The sequence below is a fragment of the Catellatospora sichuanensis genome (genome assembly GCF_007483665.1).
Lineage (GTDB): Bacteria > Actinomycetota > Actinomycetes > Mycobacteriales > Micromonosporaceae > Catellatospora > Catellatospora sichuanensis.
Genome location: NZ_VIQO01000014.1, coordinates 214,275 through 236,356 on the forward strand (window position 1 = coordinate 214,275; position 22,082 = coordinate 236,356).

Genomic DNA, 22,082 nt, shown 5'->3' on the forward strand with positions numbered 1-22,082 from the left:
AAAGGAAGGGCACCTTCTTATCGGATTCCGTAGTAGAAGGTGCCCTTCTTAACTGCCCTGGGTCGCCGACCTCGGCCGGGCCTGCTCAGGTGTGGTGGGCGGGGACGGCTTCCCGGGCGTCGAGCAGCTCGTCCCAGTGCTCCCGCGCCCAGGCGCACGCCGCGTCCATCGGGGCGATCATGCTGCGGCCGAGCGGGGTCAACTCGTAGACGACCTGCCGGTCGGCCGCGCGGCGGGCGACCAGGCCGTCGCGCTCCATCGTGCGCAGCGACTTGGTCAGCACCTTGGCGGTGACGCCACGCAGCGGGACACGCAGCTCCGAGAAGCGGCGCGGGCCGCCCTCCAGGCAGCGGATCACCATGCCGGTCCACTTGTCGCCGAACCGGATCGGCGACAGGTCGGACGGGCAGATCTCATCGAACATGTCCGGTGCCAGGGGTGCGGTCACCTGGGCGATGTTAGCCGGTATCCGAACGGAAACCATCCGCCCGGATAGCGTCCACGGCGTGGTCGGGACACTCCCGGCCGACACCGTCGAGGGGTGGCGCATGAGCAGGATCGTGGTCTTCGGAGCCGGCGGCCGGGCAGGCCGGGCCGTCGCGGCCGAGGCACGGCAGCGGGGACACAAGGTGACCGCGGTGGTACGCGATCCCGGGCGCCACCTCGGCCTCGCCGCCGACGAGGTGCTGGCCGGTGACGTGACCGACGCCGCCCACATCGCGCGGGTCGCGGCCGGGCACGACGCGGCGGTGAACGCCTCCGCCGACCTCGCCGCGGACCCCCGCACGTTCTTCCCGGCCGCAGCCGATGCCCTGCTCGACGGACTGCCCCGGGCCGGGGTCAGCAGGCTCGTCACGGTCGGACTGGCATCGGTGCTGGACACGGCGTCCGGCACACCGCTGATGGACACGCCCGGCTACCCGCAGGAGTACCGGTCCTTCTACCTCGGCCACGCGGCGGGCACAGCCGTACTGCGTGCGGCGACGACCGACCTGGACTGGCTGGTCCTCAGCCCGGCCGGGGACTTCGACCACACCGCCGGACGCACCGGCCTGCACCGCGCCGCCACGGCCGACGCCTCCAGTCGCATCAGCTACCCCGACTTCGCCGTCGCAGTCCTCGACGAGATCGACAACCCCACGCACCACCGCGTCCACCTGGGCGTCGAGGCCGGATGAGCACCGAGGAGGTCACCGACAGCCCGGTCCCCTGGGTGGCCGGGCACATCCGGCGCTTCGTCGAGACCGGCGGCCAATCCCGGCCCGGCATGAACGACCTGCTGCTGACCACCCGCGGACGCAGGACAGGCACCCTGCGCCGCACCGCGCTCGTGTACGCCCGCGACGGCGAGCGCCACCTCGTCGTCGCCTCCAACGCCGGAGCTGACCGCCACCCGGCCTGGTATCTCAACCTGGTCGCCGATCCGGCCGTCACCGTCCAGATCGGGGCACGGACGTTCGCGGCGACGGCCCGCACCGCCGCGGCGGCGGAGCGGCCGCGACTGTGGCAGCTCATGGTCGAGACCATGCCGAACTACCAGGGGTATCAGGAGACGACCGAGCGACAGATCCCGGTGGTCATACTTGAGCCGACCATCTGATACGCCGGTGACGGCCAGCCCTGGCACGACCGTCACCGGCGACGGTTGCGCACGTCCTCAACTGCGCGAGCTGAACAGCTGACCCGGCCACAGTCTGTGCTCCTGCCCAGCAAGCGGACCGGAGTCGAGTCGCACGATCGGCAGGCCGTGGTGGGCGTCGACGCCGGTCACCGTGCCGTGCACATGCGGGTCGAGATCGGTGCGAACCCTGCTGCCGATCACCAAAGCACTACGTACGGGCCCTGAACCTCGCCGTCACCTCCGGCCAGCAGCTCTACGGCGGTTACCTCATCGCGGTCAGCCTCGGTCACCTCGCATTGCACTGCGGCGACGCCAGCCAGGCGGTCAGGTTGACGACCGCCGCGCTGCACGGCTCCGAACCCCACGCGAGCCCCGGTGTCAGTGCCGCATTCCGGCTGGTGCTGGCACGTGCTCACGCGCGCCGCGGCGACAAGCTCGCCTGCTGCGCCGCACTACGGCAGGCGGACGCGGATCTGGAACGGCGCGACCCAGCCGCCGAACCTGCCTGGCTCGGCTACTTCGGCGAGGCGGACGTCGCCGACGAGAAGGCGCATTGCTTCTTCGATCTAGGTTGGTACGAGCCCGCTCGACGCGAAGCCGCGCGGGCCGTCGCCCTGCTAAGTCCCCATCGCGTGCGTCGCCTCGGCATCGACACCGCGCTGCTCGCGTCCGCGCTGGCCCGCGCCGGCCACCTCGAACAGGCCTGCGTACAGGCACGTCAGGCCGTCGACCACGCCGTCCAGACGGCGTCCTTCCGGACCGCGCACCGAATCGCGCTGATGATGGCCGAACTGCACCGGCACCGGGACCTGCCTGCCGTGCACGACCTGGTGGAATATGCGGTGTCGCGCTCGGCGGATATGGCCCCTGCCACCTATGCGTCGGTTCGGCGGCCGTCGAGCACGGCACGGTAGGCGGCCAGTTCCGCCTCCAACGCCGCCGCCAGCGCAGCCGGCGCTGACAGGAAATGGCCGACCTCGGGAAAACTGACCAGTCCAGCCAGCCGGTGGTGCTGGCGTAGACCATGGGCGAGCGCCAGCACGTCGTCGATCGGCGCAATCTCGTCTCGCTCGCCGTGAATGAGCAGCGCGGGCGCCCTGAACAGATGGGCGCGCACGGCCGCCTCAGCGTTCGCCAGGCGGGCAGCGTGCGGTCGTTGGAAGCGTGGCGCGGTCGTCGTCCAGCGCCGCGGGTCGACAATCGCGGACCGGGCCACCGCCAATGTGAATGGGCCGTCCTCGCATACCGCGCGCAGTGCCGTGTAGCCGCCTGCGCTCGCCCCGGAGATGAAGACCCCGCCCGGCGCGGCCCGACCGATGGCGAGCAGATGCCACGCCACATTGCGGCAGTCCTCGACGTCGCGGATCCCCCACTGCCCGTCCAGGGCCTGGCGGAACGACCGACCGTATCCGGTGCTGCCCCGGTAGTCGACGTCCACCACGGCGAAACCTCGACTGGTGAAGTACTGCACCTGCCCGTCGAGACGCCGGTCGCTGTGGTGGGTCGGCCCGGCGTGCGGGCGGAGGATCAGCGGGACGGCCCCTGCCACGTGCCCGGCTGGCGGATAGAACAACGCGGTCACCTCGCCCCCTTCAGAGCGGATCTGCATCACCTCCGGACAGGTGATGGCCGCGATCTCGGCAACCGGCTCGGCACGCCGCAGCACCTCGATCTCGCCGCGACCGTCGACCGCCACCGTGGCCACCTCCGGTGCGCGGGTCGGCGATCCGCCGATAAGTGCCACCCGCTTGCCGACCACGGCCAGGTAGGGCTTCAGCGAGGTGTAGGGCAGCTCGACGGGCCGGAGCCGTCCGCCAGGCTCGACCACGATCAGGCTCCACGACGGGCCTCGCTGAACCGTCATGGCGAACCGGCCACCTGGCAGGAAGACGTAGTCGGTGTAGCCCAGCTCCCAAGGTGCAGCCGCGCACTCGGCCCGGACGGGTGCAACAGCCTCGGTGAGCCCGCCGCGGTGGCGATAGAGATTCCACCAACCGGTCCGGTCGGACATGAAGTACAGGTATCTGTCCGGGCCCCACCGTGGTTGGACAGCCGATTCGTCCGGTCCGCCGGCTAGCCGCCGCGCATCGTGCACACGGCGGCCGTCGTACGCGGCGGTCCAGACCTCGCTGGAGTCCCACGGCATCGCATCGTCCGCCCACTGCGTCCAGGTGAGTCGACCGGCGGTCAAGCCCGGGGAGGCCAGGAATGGAGCCTGCCAAAGGATCTTCTCGCGTGCGGTCTCCGGGCTGATCGCGATCAGCTGATCACCTGCCGCGGCCTCACGGACGCAAAGCAGGCGTCCGTCGCCGAACGTCAGATCTCCATGCTGATGAGGTGAATCCGTGAAGACGATGCCGTCGTCGGCCCGCCTGATCTGCCCGTCGGCCTCACCGACCACCCACGTTCCCCGGTCGGCGGCGACGATCGCACCGCCACCGTACGCGTGCACGCTGTTGCCGACGGACAGCGCGCCGAGCGTCACTGCGTGCGCCGGTCTCCACGTGGCCATGACGCGGTCACCCGTGGCAGGCAGCGACTCCAGCCAGTGCAGGCGGCCACCGTAGGCCGACAGGCCGTCATACGAGGTCGACCGCAAGGCCACCCGCCCAGCGGAAATGCCCGGCTCGTCACTCACCGGACCATCCGATCACATCCAGCCGTCGTCATCGACGTCGCTGTCGGGTTGGCCTGATGAGGACCGCCGCCGCGTCCGCTCCGGATCCCTGGAGATACCCGCTGCTGTCGACGTCAATGGACATGTGGCCTCACCGACGTACCGCCGAACGGGCTGCGGCGATGAGCGCCGGGCGGGCTCGCGAACCATCTCCCAGCGGCCGGCGAGCCCGCCCTCCACGACACGAGCCGGCCCTCGACGGCCGACGCTGAGGTGTCGACCATGTAAAGATCGAGGGGTGACGCGCCCGCCCGACGCCCCGACATTCGCCGCCATCAGCAGCATGGTTGACGACGTCGGCCGGTCGAGCACCCGGTTGAGCCAGGCCGCCGATGCGCTGACCGACGCTGACGTTTTGGCTCCTTCAGGGCTGACGCAGTGGACGCGCGGCCATGTGTTGGCCCACGTCGCCCACAGCGCCGATGCCTACGTTCGCCTGTTGCGTTCGGCCCGCACGGACCACCGTGCGGCCGGCCCGGCGGCGGATGCGGCGGCCCTGACCCGTGCGGTCGAGGAAGGTGCCGCCCTGCCTGCCGCCGAACTCGCCGGACAGGTGCGCTCCAGCCTGGAGCGGTTCGCGCAGGAGGCTCGGTCCATGTCCACACAGGCGTGGGACGGCATGGTCACGGCCATGGCGGGTTGGCGCCACCCTGCCTGGTACACCCTCCGCCGGTGCCTACGCGAACTCGAGACCCATCACGTGGACCTGAACGCCGACTATCGAACAGCAGATTGGCCGACGGCTTACGTCGCCTGGGCGCTCGAGGAGACGCTCGCCGCGCTGAAAGCGCGAAGCTTTCCCCTCGCCTCCGTCCACGCCACCGATCTCGGCCGGGCTTGGGACATGGGTGGCGACGGCACGGCGATCTCCGCCCCGGGACACGTCCTGCTGGGCTGGCTGAGCGGCAGGTCGACCACTCATGGGCTCGTGTCCGACGACCCGCCGACGGCTCTGCCGATCCCACCGGCATGGCCACAACCACCCTTCCCCGGCTGGGGCCGTGACCGCTGAGCCGCAGCACGTCGGGCCGCCGTGCACCGCACCGGCTTCCCGGACTCCAGTCCTGGGCGCTACGCGCGCTCGGCAGCCACGACCAGGAAGTTCGGCAAATGTACGTAGGCATCTATGCCTTCCGGGCCGGCATCGGCAACCGTCGGGTCCAGACCCGGTTCGGCGATCTCCCGCAGCCGACAGCCTAGGCTCGTCAGCTCGTTGAGATAGGCAGACAAGGGCCGGTGGAAGTCGACACCGTGCGGTCCCTCGATCTCATATTCGGCGAGGTACCGCCTGGTGCGGTATTCGCCGTGCTCGCGCCATGACGGCCACAGCTGCTCGAAGCAGGGGTGGTTGACGGTGAACACGAACAGCCCGCCCGGTGAGAGCGCCGCCACGCACGCGCGCATGGCCGGAGCCCAATCAGGGATGGCGGGCAGCACCATGCTGGCCACCACGGCGTCGAACCTCCCGAGATCCGGCAGTTGACACAGGTCCGCCTGCACGTACCGGATCCCGCGAGGCTGCGCTGTCTCCTTCTCCACGGCGAAGTCGAACAATGATCGGCCCGGCTCCACACCGACGACCTGCGCGCCACGCTCGGCCAGCATCCGGCTGAGATAGCCGTTGCCGCACCCGGCGTCCAATACCCGCCGACCGCGCACGTCGCCGAGCATCCGCAGCAGGACGGGATTGACCAGGTGCCGCTTGGCGAAGTCGCCGTCGTGCTCCATCGTCTCCAGCACGGCCCGGGGCATGGCGCCCCATCGCCGGATCGCGGCATCGTTGGTCCACTGTGTCACTTCATGATCCCGTCCGCCTCGACCCATCAGGGACTCTGCTCCGGCACTAACGGCGTACGCGTTCGCGGATGGCGAGCAGGCCCAGCGCCAGCAGCAGCGGTGCGATCAGGCGCAGCACCAGCTCGATCCAGTCGCCGGTCGGAGTGAGCGCCACATCCGAGCCGCGGAGCAGCGTGGATGCGGCGCGCAGGGTGTAGCGCAGGGAGTCGCCATACCCGGTGGGGGTCTGGAAGCCCCAGCGGGCCAGGGCCGCGCTGGCCCCGGCGACGACCAGCCCCAGCGTCGCGAAGGCCCGCCAGGCCCGCTGGCCGTATCCGGACAGCAGCCAGTACAGGCACAGCAGCAGCCACTCCCCGAAGGTGCTGAACGCCGCCCGCCAGTCGCGGGCGCGCAGGTCGGTGCGGAGGCTGCGACGCAGGCCGATGCGGCGCATCTCCATCTCGCCGTAGTAGAAGTCGGACGCGGCCCGCTGGTCCTTGCGGTCCTGCATCATGCTGCGCAGCGAGTGGTAGTCGTTCTGCACGCTGTCGAACGAGGGGGCCTCACGCGCGTCGCCGGGCAGCGCCCACCGGGCGTGGCCGCGTACGCGGTGCTCGTCGGCGAGGGTGACACGATGGGTGACCGAGAGACCGCGCGGTGAGGTTCGCCAGCTGTGCCAGTCGTCGACGGTCAGCTTGTCCAGGTGGTGCGCGCCGGAGAAGGAACATTCGGACAGGTCTACGTAGGACAGCCGGAGTTGGCTCAGGTCGGTGCCGAGCGTCCGTCCGAGCACAGGCCGGTCCTGCATGCGCCAGGCCTCGACGGTCGACGCGGCGGCGGCGATCGCGGAAGGCCCGCCGAGGTCGACTTCGAGCAGGTCGAGCCTGGTCGGCCCGGCGCAGGTGAGGCGTACGCCGCGGTGGAAGCCGGCGCGGTGCAGGTCGGCTCGGGCCACGTCGGCGAGCTGGATGAGGGCCCGGTGCTGGAAGGTGGTGCGGCGCAGGTCGAGGTGGGCGGCCCGCAGGTCGGCGATCTCGACGGACCCGGCGAGCGTGGAGCGGGCCAGCGACACCGTGCCGCCGCAGGTCACGTCGGTGATCGACACGTCGCGCTCGAAGGCCACGTCCCGCATACGCAGCAATTCGCCGACGGTCAGCGCCGCGACGGCGACGTAGCCCTGCATCCCGGCACTGTCGAAGATCGCGGCGCCGCCGACGTCGACGTTCCTGATCCGCAGCGATCCGCGGAAGGTGGTGCCGGCGCACCGCAGGTCGCCGGTGATCGTCAGGTCGGCGAGCTGGACGTCGTCGAGTCGCCGACCGCTGAGGTCGAGGTCGGCGAGCACGTGCCGGCCCCGCTCGTCGGTCGGGCAGTTCTCGATGTGATGCGCCAGGCACCGGTCATCGACGACGGCTTCGTTCGAGCACTGCGCGCAGTTCGCCACGGGCGCGACCCTAGTCCATGCCATCGAATCCGCCGACGGGCCGTCCGTCCATTGCGGATAGCAGCTCTTGCCTACCGAGAGGTCGAGTGTTTTCGACGTCAATTGGCGTTTTATGGATTAATGCCCGATAAGGGGCTGTCCCGGTAGGCTTAAGTTGCGTCGTTTGTTGCGTCGTTTAGGCGTACTGTCGAACCGTGGCCATCGTTCACGAAGCGGCTACGGTCCGTACCGCCACCGTTCGGCGCGAGCCTCGGAAACCACCCGGGCTCGCCTCCGCTCCGCGTCCTGCCGACGCGATCGTGCTGGGCTACCTGGCGGTCGCGGCAACCCTGGTCGCGGCCGGACACGACCGGGTACCGCACTGGTGGGCATACCTGCTCGCGTACACGGCGATGGCGGCCGCGGTGCTCCTGCTGATCGCCGCGCAGGCCCGGCGGCCCGATGTCACGGCGCTGTCCGTGTTGCGGACGGCCTATCCCGTGGTCCTCGCGCCGCTGGCGTACAGCCTGGTGGGACCCACGGTGCTGGTCGTGCACGGCAGGTATCTCGACACCGCCATGAACGCCTTCGAGGCGGCGGTGTGGGGGAGCCACCCGTCGCTGTGGCTGGACGGCCTCGTTCGGCGGCCGCTCACCGAGCTGCTCTACGCCGCCTACATGAGCTACTACCTGTACATCGTGGTGCCACCGGTGCTGCTGATCCTGCGCCGGCGGCTCGACGCTCTGGAGCGGCTGGTCACCACGGTGAGCGCGGCCGTGTACACCTGCTACCTGGGCTTCCTGGTGCTGCCGGTGCGGGGGCCGGTGCACTCGCTGGCCGGACAGCTCGATCCGCCCGTGCTGACCGGCTACGTCCTGGCTCCGGCACAGCAGTTCCTGATGGCGCACGCCGACCCGGCCGGCACCTGCTTCCCGTCGGCGCACGTCGCCGGGGCGTGGGCCGCCGTGCTGGCGATCCGCCGCGTATGGGGACGGGCCGCCTTCCGCCGCCTGCTGCTGCCGACGGTCCTGCTCACCGTGTCGGTGGTGTATACGCGCTACCACTACACGGCCGACGTCGCCGCCGGGCTGGTGGTGGCGCTGGCCGCCGACGCGCTGGTGAGCAGGATGCGCGGACCGGTCAGCGGCGAGTGGGCAGGCGCACCACGCTGACGAAGAAGTCGTCGATCTGCTTGACGACGGAGATGAACCGCTCGAAGTCGACCGGCTTGGCGACGTACGCGTTGGCGTGCAGCTGGTAGCTGCGCAGCACGTCCTCCTCGGCCTGCGACGTGGTCAGCACCACAACCGGGATGCGGCACAGGTCGGGATCGTTCTTGATCTCGCGGAGCACCTCGCGGCCGTCGCGGCGCGGCAGGTTGAGGTCGAGCAGGATCAGGTCAGGGGTGTTGGCCTCGGCGAACGCACCCTCGCGGCGCAGGTAGGCCAGCGCCTCCACACCGTCGCTGACGACGTGCAGGGTGTTGCGCATCTTGTACTCCTCGAACGCCTCCCGCGTCATGAGCACGTCACCCGGGTCGTCCTCGACCAGCAGCACCTCGATGGGGCGGCCGCCCTTGTCGTCGCCAATCATGCGGTCAGCTCCTCGTGCTGGTTCTGCTGGGTCGGCACGGCGGGCAGGGTCGCCGTGCCGGAATTCTCGCTGATCGGCAGCGAGAACGTGATCGCCGCGCCCTCGGCCCGGGAGTCGTCCACCCAGATGCGGCCGTCGTGATATTCCACGATCTTCTTGGCGATGGCCAGTCCCATGCCGGTGCCCGGATACGCGTCCTTGGCGTGCAGCCGCTGAAAGATGATGAAGATCTTCTCGGCGAATTCGGCCTCGATGCCGATGCCGTTGTCGCTGACCGTGATGTCCCATGAGTCGTCCGCGCGCACCGCGCTGACCTCGATGCGTACCGGCACGTCGGTGCGGCGGAACTTGAGGGAGTTGCCGACCAGGTTCGCCAGCAGCGTCTCCAGCAGCGCCTGCTCACCCGCGACCGTCGGCAGGTCGTGCCAGGTGACGGCGTCCGCGCCGTACTTCTCCTCGATGTTGAGCTGCTCGGCGACGTCGCGCATCACGGTGTCGAGGGAGACCTGCTGGAAGCCGCTGGTGTTGCGGCCGATCCGGGAGAAGGCCAGCAGGTCGTTGATGAGGCGCTGCATCCGCTGTGCGCCGTCGACCGCGAACAGGATGTACTGGTCGGCGCGCTCGTCGAGCTGCCCGGCGTAGCGGCGCTGCAGCAACTGGCAGAAGCTGGCCACCTTGCGCAGCGGCTCCTGCAGGTCGTGCGAGGCGACGTAGGCGAACTGCTCCAGGTCGCGGTTCGAGCGGGTGAGCTCGGACGCCTGCAACTGGAGCTGCTGGTTGATCGCCTCGACGGCCTGCCGGGCCTCGCGGACCTCGCTGAGGTCGGCGGCGATCTGGCGGCGCATCGCGTCGACGTCGCGGCCCAGTCGCTCCAACTCTGGCGAACCCGTGGCGACGATCTCCGTGTCGTACGCGCCGTCGGCGACGTGCCGGATCTGCTCGGCGAGGTCCGACACCGGCCGGCTGACCATCCGGTTGATCAGGACGGCCAGGCTGGCACCCATGACCAGCACCACCAGGCCGGCCGCGATGAGCAGCACGACCAGGTTCTCGCTGCCCGACTGGACGCCGGCGACGGCGGCGTTGCGCAGCGTGACGATCTCCTGCTGGAGTGTCGCGATCTGCTCGCGTGCCTGGTCGAACCGCTCCCGCCCACCGACCTGGTTGAGCAGCTGTTGGCCGGCTTCGGGGCCCTGGTCACGGGTGGCCGTGACGGCGGGCTCGGCGACCGTCGCACGCCAGGTGGTGGCCGCGGCACGGGCTCGTTCCAGCTGCGCCCGGATCTCGGGCTCGTCCGCCAGGAGCGGGATCATCGTCTCGTAGAGCCGCTCCTCGGCCTCCCGGCCGGTGCGATAGGGGCCGAGGTCCGCGGAGTCTCCGGTGAGCGCATACCCGCGCACGCCGGTCTCCTGGTCGACCAGGGCCATGCCCAGCTGCTCGCCCGACAGGCGCAGCACGCCGGTCTTGTTGAGCACCACGTCGAGCTGGTCCAGGTTTGCCGTGGCCAGCAGCGCGGCGCTGACCGCGAGCACGGCCAGCAGCGCGGCAGTGGCGGTGGCCAGCGCCGTCACCCGGGCACGCAGGGACCAGGTCCGCGGGTGGGTGAACTGCACGCGCTTGATCACGAGGTTGGTTCCTTACTCAGCAGGACGATGGCGACGTCGTCGGCAAGCGGCCCGCCGTTGAGCGTCTCGGCCGACTCGACCAGGCTCGCGGGCAGACGTTCCATGGTGTCACCGCGGGCAAGCCGGGTGGCGCACATCCCGACCAGGCCCTCGTCGCCGAGCCGGTCCGGGCTGTCCCCCAGGCGGCCCTCGACCAGGCCGTCGGTGTAGAGCAGCAGCGACCAGTCGGCGGGCAGGTCGGTGTCGGCCCGCTCGCGGGGCGCGTCGCCCACCCCGAGCAGCAGCCCGTACGGCACGTCGAGCGGCACGGCCCGGCCGCCGACCAGCAGCAGCGGCGGCGGGTGCCCGGCCAGCCAGCACGACGCCCGCGAGGCGCCCAGGTCGATGCGTACCAACGCCATCGTCGCGAACGTGCTCGGGTGGCTGCGCTCGCTGCTGAGCACCTGCTCCATCGCGGTCAGCGTCTGCTCGGGGGCGACCCCGGCCAGGGTCAGCGCCCGCCAGGCGACCCGCAACTCGACGCCCAGCGCCGCGCCGTCGACGTCGTGGCCGCTCACGTCGCCGATCATCACGTGCACCGTCTCGGGGCTGGTCTGCACCACGTCGAAGAAGTCCCCGCCGAGCACCCCCTCATACCGGCCCGGCCGGTAGAACGTGTGCACGGCGAGCTTGTCCGTGGTCATCAGCGGCTGGGGCAGCAGGCCGCGTTCCAGCCGGGCCGACTCGGCCTGGCGCAGCTCGACTTCGCGCAGCCGGCGCGCGTTCTCCTCGGCGTACTTGCGCTCGACGGCATACTGCACCGCGCGTTCCAGCAGCGCGCCGTCGACCTGGCCCTTGACCAGATAGTCCTGTGCCCCCTCGGCGACCGCGGTGATGCCGATGTGGGTGTCCTGCTGGCCGGTGAGCACGCACACCGCGGTGCCGGGCGCGTCGGCCAGCACGCGGCGCAGGCCGTCGATGCCCTGCGCGTCGGGCAGACCCAGGTCCAGCAGGATGCAGTCGACCTCGCCCATCAGCGCCCGCGCGTCGCGCAGGGTGCGCGCAACGGTGAGCTGGATCGCCGCGTCCTGCTCCCGCAGCAGCTCCTCGACCAGGAACGCGTCGCCCTCGTCGTCCTCGATCAGCAGCACCCGCAACCGGGTCAGCCGAGCCGGTCCCCGCGGCTGGGTCGGCAGGGATGCAGCGGTGAACATGGATGCCCTCACGTCCGGTGCCCCAGGTCGGCAATGAATACGGTTTCCTCCACCGCACTGCAGATCATGCCTGCGCCGAGCCCTGGAACACAACCCGCCGGGAGCGGGCCCACGGCCGGGCCCGCCGGTGCCTGTGCTTCGTGGGATTCATCGCCTTGCCGGGCGTGGTTCCGCTGGCGATCTTCAGCTTCCTGCTCGCCCTGGGCAACCGGGCGGACAACGCCGCCGCTCCGCTGCTCGCGCTGCGGCTCGCCCCGGCAGGCCAGTCCAGCCGGTGGCTCGCCCTGTCCCGGGTGGTGTTCAAACGCGGGCATGGGACTCGGCGCCCTCATCGCCGGCGTGTTCATCGTGGACACGACCTCGGGCTTCGTGGCGCTGGGTGCGGTGTACGCGGCGGGCATGGCGCTGACCGCCGGCCTCTATTTCAGCACCGGCGCGGTCATCCCCGCCGGCCCGGCACCGGCCGGGCCCGCACGGAGCCGGCCGGCCCCGCCGTGGGGCGACGTCGCGTTCATCCGTGTCGCGGTGGCCAACGCCGTGCTGCTGACGGCCGCACTCGCGGTGGAGACCGGGATGCCGGTGTTCGTGCTGCGCGAGCTGGCCATGCCGTCGTGGACGGTGGGTCTGCTGTTCGCCGTCAACACGGCCATGCTGGCGCTGCTCCAACTCCCGGTGAGCCGGGTGCTGGACCTGTTCCGCCCGGCGGTGGTGCTCGCCCTCGGCGGGTTGTCGTACACCGCACTGCACGGGGCGCTCCTGCTCGCCGGCGGGGCCGACCCGGGGGTCCGGATCGCCCTGCTGGTCGGGGGCATCGCCGTCTACACGCTGGGCGAGTTGGCCGTCTCCCAGGCGGCCCTGGTCATGCTCACCGGCCTGCCGCCGGACCGGCAGAAGGGCTCCTACCTGGCCTTCAACCAGTTCTTCGTGGGAGGCGCCACCGCGCTTTCCCCGTTACTGGCGACGTCGCTGCTCACCGGGATGCCCTCGGCCCTGTGGTGGGCGCTGGCGGGGCTCAGTGTGTTGTCCGCGGCGGTGCTGCTGCGTGGCTGGCGGGCGCGCACGGAGGCGGACGCACTCAGCTGATCGGCCCGTCTTCGGCGACCCGCCGAAAAGTCTTGTGTGACTTGCGCGACAGACGCATTCTCAAAGTGATCGTCGGCGCGCAAACCCTCGGCCGTGCGCTGCGCTGCCCGCCGATCACCCGAACTGGCATGGTTTGCGGGGGCGCGGGCCAACGCACCTGACCTGAGGTGGTGACCCGATGAACTCACGCTACCGCAACCCACTGCTCAACATTGCGTCGATGCTGGTCTGCGGCCTGCTCGCCGGCGTGGTGGTCGCCGCGGCGGTCTTCCCGGCCGTGGCGCTGTCCGGCATGGCCGCGATCGTCGGCGGAGACGCCTTCGGCAAGCTGCCCGACGAACTGATCGTCAAGCGCTCGCCGCAGCTGAGCTACCTCTACGCGTCCGACGGCAAGAGCCTGCTGGCCACCATGTACGACGAGAACCGGCGCGACCTGCCGCTGGCCGACGTCCCGCTGGTCGTGCGCCAGGCCGTGCTCGCCGCCGAGGACCAGAAGTTCTACGAGCACAACGGCGTCGACATCAAGGGCATCGCCCGCGCCTACATCGCCAACAAGAAGGCCGGCGACGTGGAGCAGGGCGCGTCCACGCTGACCATGCAGTTCGTCCGGCTGTCCATCTCGTACTCGGCCGACACCGCGCAGGAGGTCGTCGACGCCACCGAGGACACCACCAAGCGCAAGGTCCGCGAGATGCGCTACGCCATGGCCATCGAACAGCGGATGAGCAAGGACGACATTCTCGAGGGCTACCTCAACACGGTCTACTTCGGCAACCGGGCGTACGGCATCTTCGCCGCGGCGCAGGTGTACTTCGGCAAGGAGCCGGCCAAACTGACCGCCGCCGAGGCCGCCTTCCTGGCCGCGCTGGTCAAATTTCCGGGCGACTTCGACGTGATCAGCCTCAAGGGCCAGTCACTCGCCGTGGACCGGCGCAACTACGTGCTCGCCGAGATGGTGGAGATCGGCGCGCTCACCGCGCAGCAGGGCGCGGTGGCCCAGCTCGAGCCGCTGAAGGTCACCGGCAAGTTCACCCCGAACGGCTGCGTGCAGTCCACCAACATCAAGTGGGGCTTCTTCTGCGACTTCTTCCAGCGCTGGTGGAACCAGCAGCCGGTGTTCGGGGTCACGCCGTACGACCGCGAGCGCTCACTGAAGTCGGGCGGGTTCCGCATCGTCACGTCGCTCGACGTCACCGCGCAGACCGCGATGGACCGCGGCATCGACCGCTCGGTGAACAAGAACCCGGACCTGCCGGGCGGCAAGTGGAAGTACAAGTCCGACGCGGTGCTGCTCGCCGCCGTGGAACCCGGCAGCGGCAAGGTGCGCGGGCTGGCGGCCAACCGCAACTTCCGGATCGACAGCAAGACCAAGCCGCAGAACGGCAAGGCGTCCAATCCGGCGCTGGCCCGCCGTGGCCTGCGGGGCAGCTACCCGAACACCACCAACCCGCTGCTGACCGGCGGCCCCGACATCGGCGGCTACCAGCCCGGCTCCGTCATGAAGATCTTCACGCTGGTGGCCGCCCTGGAGAAGGGCTACCCGCTGTCCACGATCATCAACACCCGCGCGCCGTACGTCTCCCGGACGAGGATCACCGGCTCGCCGAACTGCGGCGGCTACTGGTGCCCGACCAACTCGGGCGGGCGCAACTTCGGCCCGCAGAACATGTGGAACGGCTTCGGCAGCTCCATCAACACGTTCTTCGTGCCGCTGTTCGAGATGACCGGCGGGTCCCGGGTCATCGACACCGCCAAGCGGATGGGCCTGACCTTCTACGACAACCCGCGGGCGACCCTCGACGACTTCTACTACTCCACCCAGGCCGCCGACGGCTGGGGGCCGTTCACCCTCGGCGCCTCCGACCACACCCCGCTGCAGATCGCCAACGCCTTCGCCACGCTGGCCGCCGACGGCGTCTACTGCGAGCCGACCCCCGTCGAGTCGATCACGACCAGCAAGGGCGAGAGGCTCGCCGTCGGCGACAAGCGCTGCAGGCAGAACATCCCCGTGGACGTGGCGCGCGCCGCGATCGACGCGGCCCGCTGCCCGGTCGGCGACCGGTCGCTCTACGGCAAGTGCCAGGGCGCCACCGCCCGCGACTCCCGCGAGATCATCGGCAAGCACATCGCCGGCAAGACCGGCACCACCGACAACTCCAAGTCGGTGACGCTCACCATCACCACCAAGCAGCTGGCCATCTCCGGTTTCCAGACCGACCCCGACTGGGCGCAGGTCAACCACGCCATGTCGCACCGCGTCATCAACCCGGCGGTGCAGTACGCACTGCGCGACGCGATGAAGGGCAAGCAGTCGATCCCGTTCCTGAGGCCCAGCAACAGCCGGTTGATCACCGGATCGCAGGTCGCCATCCCGGCGGTCAGGTGCCGGACCCTGCCCCAGGCGCGGTCGATCCTCAACGGCAAGGGTTTCAAGGCCGAGGTCGCGCCCAAGCAGGTCGACTCGGACTGCCCGAAGGGCACCGCGGCCGGCACCAGCCCGGCGGGCCGGACGATCCGCAACGGCGTCGTGGTGATCGAGATCAGCAATGGCAGCAAGGCCAAGCCGAGCGCCCCGCCCAGACCGCCGCCGAGCCCCGGCAACCCCGGCAACGGGCCGACCTCGCCACCGCCGCCGAACACGGCGGCGGCGTTCGACGGATGACGGCGGCGGGCCGCTCCCCGGTCCCGGTGAGCGGCCCGCCGCGTCTCGACCCCGTCGGCAGCGCAGCCGACATCTCGATCACGTCATCGGTCGGCGCGGTTTCGGACCCCGCCTCAAGCACCCTCCGGGAAGGCCGCGCCGACCGCGGGGGTCGGCGTGAAGGCCGCCGGCATGCCGATGTAGCCGTTGATCGCGCCGATGGAGGGGTAACGCCGGGTGGCCTGCTCGTCGATGACGTAGTCGGGGATGCGGCGCAGGATCTCGTCCAGCATCACCACCGCCTCCACCTTCGCCAGGTGCGCGCCGACGCAGCGGTGCACCCCCGAACCGAACGCGACGTGCCGGTTCGGGGTGCGGTCCAGCCGCATCTCGGCAGGGCGGTCGAAGGCGGCCGGGTCCCGGTTCGCGGCGGCGAAGGCGAGCATCACCCGCTCGCCCGCCGCGATGCGCTGACCGCCGAGCTGCACGTCGCGGGTGGCCGTACGCGACATGAACTGCACCGGGGCCAGCACGCGCAGGAACTCGTCCACGGCGGTCGGCAGCAGTACCGGATCGGCGATCAGCCGGTCCCGCTCGGCGGGGTTGCGGTGCAGCCAGTGCAGCGCGTGCGACACCAGGGCGGTGGTGGTGTCCACTCCCCCGGCGACGACCAGCCCCGCGGTCGAGATGACGTGGTCCAGCGGCAGCAGCTCGCCGTCGTCGCCGGTGGCCGTGGCCAGCACGCTGACCAGGTCGTCGGCGGGCTCGGCACGGCGGGCCACGACCAGCGCACCCAGCACCGCCATCATCTCGCCGACCGCGGCCATCGCCTCCGTCCAGGTCGGGCTGCCCGGCGGCGAGTAGGTCAGCAGGTGGATGGGCCCGGCATAACGCTCCCAGTCCGACAGCGGCATTCCGAGGATGCCGAGGGTGACGATCGCCGGGACGGGGTTGGTCAGCTCGCCGACCAGATCCGCCTGCCCCTTCTCGGTGAAGCGGTCCAGGCAGGCGGCGGTGACCTGGCGGATGAACGGCTCGCGGCGGCGGGACTGCTCCGGCGACAGGGGTCCGTTGAGCAGCCGCCGGTAGACGGTGTGCAGCGGCGGATCCAGTTCCTGCGGGACGTTCAGATACGGGATCGGCGGGTTGCTGGTGCCCCGCATCGGTCCGGTCGGGTCGGTGTGGTCCTGGAAGGAGGAGAACACGCTGTGGTCGCGAAGGGCCTCCACCAGCGGCTCGTAGCCGGACACGACCCAGGTCCCGCCGTAGGCGGCGGTGTGCGCGACCGGGCACGACGCCACGTTGCCGTCGGAGATCTCCTGCCACCGGTCGCGGTAGTCCGCGCCGTGATGGTCGAGCTCGATCGTCGGTCGTGAGGTCAGGTCGCGGACGGCGTCCGGGTGGTGTGCCTCCATGGCATCCTCCTTCTGTCACCGTCCATCATGGACTCTTGTCGAGCGGACGTCATGGCCTCGCCTCGCAGGCGGCGGCACGCTCGAGCAGGAACCTCCCCTCGACCGCGTTGGCGGTGAGCAGGGCGGCCTCCCGGTACGCAGTGGCCGCGTCGGCCCGGCGTCCGAGTCGGCGCAGCAGGTCCGCGCGTGTTGCCGCGGCATAGGGATACGCGGCCAGAACCGGGAAGGCGGCGAGGTCTTCGACGATCGCCAGTGCGGCCTCCGGTCCATCGGTGTACGAGACCGCCACGGCGCGGTTGAGCGCGACGACCGGCGACGGCCACCTCGCGAGTAGCAGGTCGTACAGGCCGAGCAGCTGCGGCCAGTCGGTCGCCGCCCAGGTCGGGGCCTCATCGTGGACGGCGGCGATCGCCGCGAGCACGGTATGGCGGTGCACGGGGACATGCTCCAGCGCGGTACGCAGCAGTGCCGTGCCCTCGTCGACGAGCCCGCGGTCCCACCGGGCACGGTCCTGATCCTCCAGCAGGACAAGGCGCCCGTCGGCGTCGACACGAGCCGGGCGGCGCGCCTCGCTCAGCAGCAACAGCGCGAGCAGCCCTTGGACGTCGGCGCGCCGGGGGAGCAGCATGTCGAGCATGCGGGCCAGCTCGACGGCGCGGGCGGACAGGCCGTCGCGCACGAGCTGCGGCCCATCGGTCGCGGTGTGCCCGCCGACGTAGACGAGGTGGATGACGTCGAGCACGGCGTCGACCCGCTCGGGCAGCTCCTCGGGCCCCGGCACCGTGTACGGGATCCGGGCCTGCTGGATCTTCTTCTTCGCCCGGGTTATGCGGGCCTGCAGGGCCGTCTCCTTGACCAGCAGGGCCCGGGCCACCTCCGCGGAGGCGAGCCCGGCGACCAGCCGGAGGGTGAGGGCGAGCTGCGTCTCGCGGGCGAGGGCGGGATGGCAGCAGGTGAAGATCAGACGCAGCCGGTCATCGGGATACCCGTCGGCCGTGTCCTGCTCCGCCTCCTCCCGGACGACGAGCAACGGCAGCTTGCGGGCGAGCACCCCCGAGCGGCGCTGGATCTCCAGGGCCCGGCGGGTGGCCACGGTGGTGAGCCACCCGCCGGGCCGGGCCGGGATGCCGGTCGACGGCCAGTGGACGAGCGCCTGGGCGTAGGCGTCCTGCACGCAGTCCTCGGCCAGGTCGAGATCGCGCGCCACCCGGGTCGTGGCCGCCAGGACGTAGGCCCACTCCTCGTGGTGCGCGGTGGCGACGGCCTTCTCGACCTCGGCCTGGGACGGAAGCGCGGGCACGGGTCAGGACGGGACGATCGGGCGGACCTCGACGCCGCCGCCGGTGGACGGGAGGAGCCTGGCCATCCTGATCGCCTCGTCGAGGTCGGCGGCCTCGACGACGTAGTAGCCGCCGAGCACCTCCTTCGTCTCGGGGAACATCCCGTCGGTCACCGTCTGCGCCCCGGTGCCGTCGGTGCGGATCGTCGTCGCGGCGACGCTGTCGGCCAGGCGGGCGCCGCCGCGCAAGCTCGGACCGTGGGCCCGGGCGAAGCGGCCGTGCGCCTGGTGGATCTGCTCGACCTCAGCGGCGTCCGCCGCGTTGAGCTGCGCCTCGTTGTTGTAGATGAGGATCAGGTACTGGGTCATGACGATGCCTTTCGAACGGTGGCTGAGGAGGTCCCTCACAACTCCGATGATCCGGGTGATCCCGGATCGACACCCACCCCGAAACTCTCCGGGCAGGGCCCGATCGTGCAACGAACCCTGCCCTTGGAGAACTGGCGTGGTTCCGGTCGAAGTGCCATCATCTCCTCATGTTCGTCGATCGGCGTACGCTGCTGGGAGCCGGTTTGGCCGCGGTGGGCGCAGCCGTCACCGGATGCGGCGGGCCCGAGCCGGGCAGGACACCCGCCTGGGTCGAGCCCGACGTCGCGCCCGAAGCCGCCGACCTGATCCCACCGAGCGCGACCCCGACGAGCTCACCGAGCCCCTCGGTCTCGGCAAAACCCTCGAACCAGGCCGCGTACGCCGCCGACGTCACCAGGGCACTTCGCCGCCATCTGCCGGCGACTTCGCAGACCGTGCAGCACCACGGCTTCCCCGGAGCGGTCGCCCTGGTCCTGGTCGACGGCAGGACCACCGTGCACACCGCCGTCGGCGAGGCCGTGCGCTACGACGCCGGGCCGAAACTGCTCCCCGCCGACCGGCGGGTGCCCATGCGCCCCGACTCCATCTTCGACCTGGCCTCGATCACCAAGGTCTACACCGCGATCCTGCTCCTGCAGCAGGTCGACAAGGGCAGGGTCGCGCTCGACGCACCCGTCGTCGAGTACCTGCCCGGGTTCACCGGCACCGGCAAGAACGCGGTCACCGTCGCCATGCTGCTCACCCACACCGGCGGCCTGCCCGTCGGCGCGAAGGTCGCCGGCCTGCCCGACAGCGCCGCGCGGTGGAAGGCGGTGCTGGCCACTCCCCTGGTCTCCGGGGCGACCCCCGGCAGCACGTTCCGCTACTCCAGCGTCGGCCTCATGGTCGCCGGGAAGATCGTCGAGAAGGTCACCGGCCAACGTCTCGACCAGGCGCTCAAGACCAACCTCAGCGGCCCGCTCGGGCTGCGCGACACCGGCTTCATGCCGAACACCTGGCTGTCGGCCGGTGCGCGCAGCACCCGGCTCGTGGCCACCGACGCCCGCTCGTCCCGCGGCCTGCTGCGCGGCACCGTCCACGACGACGTCGCCAACCAGCTCGGCGGCATCGCCGGACACGCCGGCATCTTCGCCAGCGCCGCCGACGTCGCCGCGATCGGGCAGCTCCTCCTCGACGGCGGCGTCCACCGGGGCAGACGCATCCTCGCCGAAGCCACCGTGCGCAAGATGCTCACCAACGCCAACACCGGCAAGCCGGCCGTCGACCCGGAACGCCCCAACCGGACCTCCGCGCACGGCCTCGGCGTCGTGCTCGACCAGCGCTGGTTCATGGGTCGGCTCGCCGGTGCCCGCAGCTTCGGCCACACCGGTTTCGCCGGACCCTCACTCGTCGTCGACCCCACCCGCAGGCTCGTGCTCGCCCTGCTCACCAACCGCGCCCACCCCAACTGGAGCTGGGCCGATCCCGACCCGGCCCGCGTCGCCGTGGCCGACGCCCTCGCCAAGGCCGTCGGCTGACCGCCGGAGCCCGGCCGGTGGGCCGCGCGGATCAGGTACGCAGGTACGACGCGCCGTTGAGGTCGATGATCGTGCCTGCTGCCCACTCCGCCTGCGGCGAGGCGAGCCAGTGCACGGCGGCGGCGATCTCCTCCGGCTGGGCGACCCGGCGGAACGGGCTCTGCGCCCGGATCTCGTCGGCGCGGTCGGACTTGAGGTGGTCGCTGACCATGTCCGTCTCGACGAATCCGGGCGCGACCGCGGCGACGGCGATGCCGTAGGGGGCGAGCGCCACCGCAAGCGACTGGGTCAGCGAGTTGAGCCCGGCCTTGCTCGCGCCGTAAGCCACCTGGCCTGGTTCGCCGCGGAACGCCCCGCGCGAGGAGACGTTGACGATCCGGCCGCCGCCCTCCCGCATGTGCCGTGCGGCGCACCAGATCACGTTGGCCGCGCCGACCAGATTGGTGTCGAGGGTGACCCGCCACTGCTGCTGCCAGTCCTCGTACGACGTGTCGAAGATCGGGTGCGGGGTGAACACACCGGCGTTGTTGACCAGCACGTCGAGTCCGCCGAGTGCCGACGCCGCACCGTCGACCATGGCGCGGACCGCTTCCGGGTCCGCCAGGTCGGCCTGGACCACCACGTGGCCGTCGCCGGGCAGCGAGTCCCGCAGCTGCTCCGCCGAGCGGACCGACTCTCGACAATGGATCGCCACCCGGTCCCCGCCGCCCGCGAACGCTTCCGCCACGGCCTTTCCGATACCTCGGGAGGCTCCTGTCACCAGCACTGCGCGCCCAGTCATGTCGATCATCCTGCCAGGGCACGCGCTGGTCGACCAACCAGCCGGCGGCCTGGACCCTGCGACGTCCGTCACCGCGGTCCTCGGCGCAGCGAGACTGCGGGCGGCGCGTCGGTGTGCTGGAGTGGACCCGTGGATGCCATGGACATCGCCGCGCGGTTCGATCTCGGTACGGGTGCGAAGTTGTCGGACGGTCCGGTCGCGAAGGGCCGCCAGGGTGCCGTCTGGCGGCTGGAGACGTCCGAAGGCCGCTGGGCGGTCAAGGTGCCCTTCCACCCGACCAGCGAGGACAGGATGCGTTCGGCGACCGCGTTCCATGAGGCCGCCCACGCTGCCGGGGTGCCGACACCGCAGGTGCGCCGGACGGTGGCGGGGACCGTGTTCGCCATCGTGGGGAACACGCAGGTCAGAGTGTATGAGTGGGTGGATCTGAAGGCGCCCGACCCCGGCCTCGATCCAGCGCTGGTGGGTGCGGTGGTCGCCGCCGTCCACCGGGTGCCGTTCACCGAAGACGGGCCGGTGGACCCGTGGTATCGCGAACCCGTCGGCGCCGGCCGCTGGGACGAGCTGGTCCGGCAGCTGTTCGCGGCCGGGGCTCCGTTCGCCGGACGGCTGGCCGACCTGCGCGACGAGCTGGTGGCGCTGGAGTCGTGGCTGGAGCCGCCGCTGGCGCTGCGGACCTGTCACCGCGACCTGTGGGCAGACAACGTCCTGCCCGCCGCGGACGGCGGTGTGTGCGTCATCGACTGGGAGAACAGCGGCCCGGCCGACCCGAGTCAGGAACTCGGGTGCTTGCTGTTCGAGTTCGCCCGCACCGACCCGGGCCGGGTCCGGGCGCTGACCGACGCCTACCGGCAGGCGGGCGGGCCGGGGGCGGTGAGCCGGCGCGGGCACTTCTCGATGTTGATCGCGCAGCTCGGGCACATCACGGAGATCGCCGCCACCGACTGGCTTCAGCCCAGCGCACGCTCCACGCGGCGCGCCGAATCCGCCGCGTGGATCAGCGAGGTCCTCGACGAGCCGCACACCCGCGAACTGCTCGACTCCCTGCTGCGGGACGGCCGCGTCGACTGACGCGGCCGCCCGGCACGA

19 protein-coding genes and 1 pseudogene are annotated in these 22,082 nt (G+C 71.0%); 9 read left to right on the top strand and 11 right to left on the bottom strand.

What is annotated here, in order from left to right:
• Positions 1–85: 85 nt before the first annotated feature.
• Positions 86–448: a winged helix-turn-helix transcriptional regulator gene (locus tag FLL47_RS27665; protein ID WP_144123794.1), complete on the bottom strand. Its 363-nt coding sequence runs from the start codon at positions 446–448 to the stop codon at positions 86–88.
• 58 nt (positions 449–506) lie between these two features.
• Between FLL47_RS27665 and FLL47_RS27670 the strand changes: the two genes are divergently transcribed.
• From FLL47_RS27670 to FLL47_RS27680, 3 genes and pseudogenes are all read left to right on the top strand, one after another.
• Positions 507–1,178, top strand: coding sequence for an NAD(P)-dependent oxidoreductase (locus FLL47_RS27670; RefSeq protein WP_246158704.1), 672 nt, complete (start codon positions 507–509; stop codon positions 1,176–1,178).
• Positions 1,175–1,600, top strand: coding sequence for a nitroreductase/quinone reductase family protein (locus FLL47_RS27675; RefSeq protein ID WP_144123796.1), 426 nt, complete (start codon positions 1,175–1,177; stop codon positions 1,598–1,600). The genes FLL47_RS27670 and FLL47_RS27675 overlap by 4 nt, the downstream gene beginning before the upstream one ends.
• A gap of 236 nt (positions 1,601–1,836) precedes the next feature.
• Positions 1,837–2,535: pseudogene (locus FLL47_RS27680) on the top strand (NsdA family TPR-like regulatory protein); the annotation flags it as partial.
• On the opposite strand, the gene FLL47_RS27685 reads toward FLL47_RS27680, so the two are convergent.
• On the bottom strand, positions 2,496–4,022 hold the full coding sequence (locus tag FLL47_RS27685) for a S9 family peptidase (RefSeq protein WP_246158706.1): 1,527 nt from the start codon (positions 4,020–4,022) through the stop codon (positions 2,496–2,498). The pseudogene FLL47_RS27680 and the gene FLL47_RS27685 sit on opposite strands and share 40 nt — an antisense overlap.
• Before the next feature lie 559 nt (positions 4,023–4,581).
• Here FLL47_RS27685 and FLL47_RS27690 point away from each other — a divergent pair.
• Positions 4,582–5,310, top strand: coding sequence for a maleylpyruvate isomerase family mycothiol-dependent enzyme (locus FLL47_RS27690; RefSeq protein WP_144123800.1), 729 nt, complete (start codon positions 4,582–4,584; stop codon positions 5,308–5,310).
• Between the two features lie 59 nt (positions 5,311–5,369).
• On the opposite strand, the gene FLL47_RS27695 is transcribed toward FLL47_RS27690, so the two are convergent.
• Both FLL47_RS27695 and FLL47_RS27700 read right to left on the bottom strand, forming a co-directional pair.
• Complete coding sequence (locus tag FLL47_RS27695) at positions 5,370–6,095, bottom strand: class I SAM-dependent methyltransferase (protein WP_222106224.1); 726 nt, start codon at positions 6,093–6,095, stop codon at positions 5,370–5,372.
• A gap of 46 nt (positions 6,096–6,141) precedes the next feature.
• The gene (locus tag FLL47_RS27700; RefSeq protein WP_144123802.1) at positions 6,142–7,518 is read right to left on the bottom strand and encodes a hypothetical protein; all 1,377 of its coding nucleotides are present in this window, start codon (positions 7,516–7,518) and stop codon (positions 6,142–6,144) included.
• A gap of 194 nt (positions 7,519–7,712) precedes the next feature.
• Here FLL47_RS27700 and FLL47_RS27705 point away from each other — a divergent pair, with 194 nt between their 5' ends.
• Entirely contained in the window at positions 7,713–8,669 is a 957-nt protein-coding gene (locus FLL47_RS27705) for a phosphatase PAP2 family protein (RefSeq protein ID WP_144123804.1), read from the top strand.
• Here FLL47_RS27705 and FLL47_RS27710 read toward each other — a convergent pair.
• The 3 genes from FLL47_RS27710 to FLL47_RS27720 are packed head-to-tail and all read right to left on the bottom strand — an operon-like array spanning position 8,638 to position 11,908.
• Entirely contained in the window at positions 8,638–9,090 is a 453-nt protein-coding gene (locus FLL47_RS27710) for a response regulator (protein WP_144123806.1), read from the bottom strand. The two genes, FLL47_RS27705 and FLL47_RS27710, sit on opposite strands and share 32 nt — an antisense overlap.
• The gene (locus FLL47_RS27715; RefSeq protein ID WP_246158707.1) at positions 9,087–10,715 is read right to left on the bottom strand and encodes a sensor histidine kinase; all 1,629 of its coding nucleotides are present in this window, start codon (positions 10,713–10,715) and stop codon (positions 9,087–9,089) included. Before FLL47_RS27715 ends, FLL47_RS27710 begins: the two co-directional genes overlap by 4 nt.
• Positions 10,712–11,908, bottom strand: coding sequence for a PP2C family protein-serine/threonine phosphatase (locus tag FLL47_RS27720; protein ID WP_144123808.1), 1,197 nt, complete (start codon positions 11,906–11,908; stop codon positions 10,712–10,714). Before FLL47_RS27720 ends, FLL47_RS27715 begins: the two co-directional genes overlap by 4 nt.
• 312 nt (positions 11,909–12,220) lie before the next feature.
• Here FLL47_RS27720 and FLL47_RS27725 point away from each other — a divergent pair, with 312 nt between their 5' ends.
• Both FLL47_RS27725 and FLL47_RS27730 read left to right on the top strand, forming a co-directional pair.
• Complete coding sequence (locus FLL47_RS27725) at positions 12,221–12,991, top strand: MFS transporter (protein WP_144123810.1); 771 nt, start codon at positions 12,221–12,223, stop codon at positions 12,989–12,991.
• A 178-nt stretch (positions 12,992–13,169) separates the two neighbouring features.
• Positions 13,170–15,653: a transglycosylase domain-containing protein gene (locus FLL47_RS27730; RefSeq protein ID WP_144123812.1), complete on the top strand. Its 2,484-nt coding sequence runs from the start codon at positions 13,170–13,172 to the stop codon at positions 15,651–15,653.
• 113 nt (positions 15,654–15,766) lie between these two features.
• Here FLL47_RS27730 and FLL47_RS27735 read toward each other — a convergent pair whose 3' ends face one another.
• The 3 genes from FLL47_RS27735 to FLL47_RS27745 are packed head-to-tail and all read right to left on the bottom strand — an operon-like array spanning position 15,767 to position 18,695.
• Positions 15,767–17,047: a cytochrome P450 gene (locus FLL47_RS27735; RefSeq protein ID WP_144123814.1), complete on the bottom strand. Its 1,281-nt coding sequence runs from the start codon at positions 17,045–17,047 to the stop codon at positions 15,767–15,769.
• Positions 17,048–17,096: 49 nt separating this feature from the next.
• Positions 17,097–18,347, bottom strand: a complete 1,251-nt coding sequence (locus FLL47_RS27740) for an RNA polymerase sigma factor (RefSeq protein WP_144123816.1) — start codon at positions 18,345–18,347, stop codon at positions 17,097–17,099.
• Positions 18,348–18,350: 3 nt separating this feature from the next.
• Positions 18,351–18,695 (bottom strand): YciI family protein, encoded by a 345-nt coding sequence (locus FLL47_RS27745; protein WP_144123818.1) that lies wholly within the window; start codon positions 18,693–18,695, stop codon positions 18,351–18,353.
• 167 nt (positions 18,696–18,862) lie between these two features.
• On the opposite strand from FLL47_RS27745, the gene FLL47_RS27750 reads away from it, so the two are divergent.
• The gene (locus FLL47_RS27750) at positions 18,863–20,212 is read left to right on the top strand and encodes a serine hydrolase domain-containing protein (protein WP_144123820.1); all 1,350 of its coding nucleotides are present in this window, start codon (positions 18,863–18,865) and stop codon (positions 20,210–20,212) included.
• A gap of 31 nt (positions 20,213–20,243) precedes the next feature.
• Here the strand turns inward: FLL47_RS27750 and FLL47_RS27755 are convergent, their stop codons facing one another.
• Positions 20,244–20,993, bottom strand: coding sequence for an SDR family NAD(P)-dependent oxidoreductase (locus tag FLL47_RS27755; protein ID WP_144123822.1), 750 nt, complete (start codon positions 20,991–20,993; stop codon positions 20,244–20,246).
• Positions 20,994–21,131: 138 nt separating this feature from the next.
• Here FLL47_RS27755 and FLL47_RS27760 point away from each other — a divergent pair, with 138 nt between their 5' ends.
• Positions 21,132–22,064 (top strand): phosphotransferase enzyme family protein, encoded by a 933-nt coding sequence (locus FLL47_RS27760; RefSeq protein ID WP_246158741.1) that lies wholly within the window; start codon positions 21,132–21,134, stop codon positions 22,062–22,064.
• Positions 22,065–22,082 lie beyond the last annotated feature (18 nt).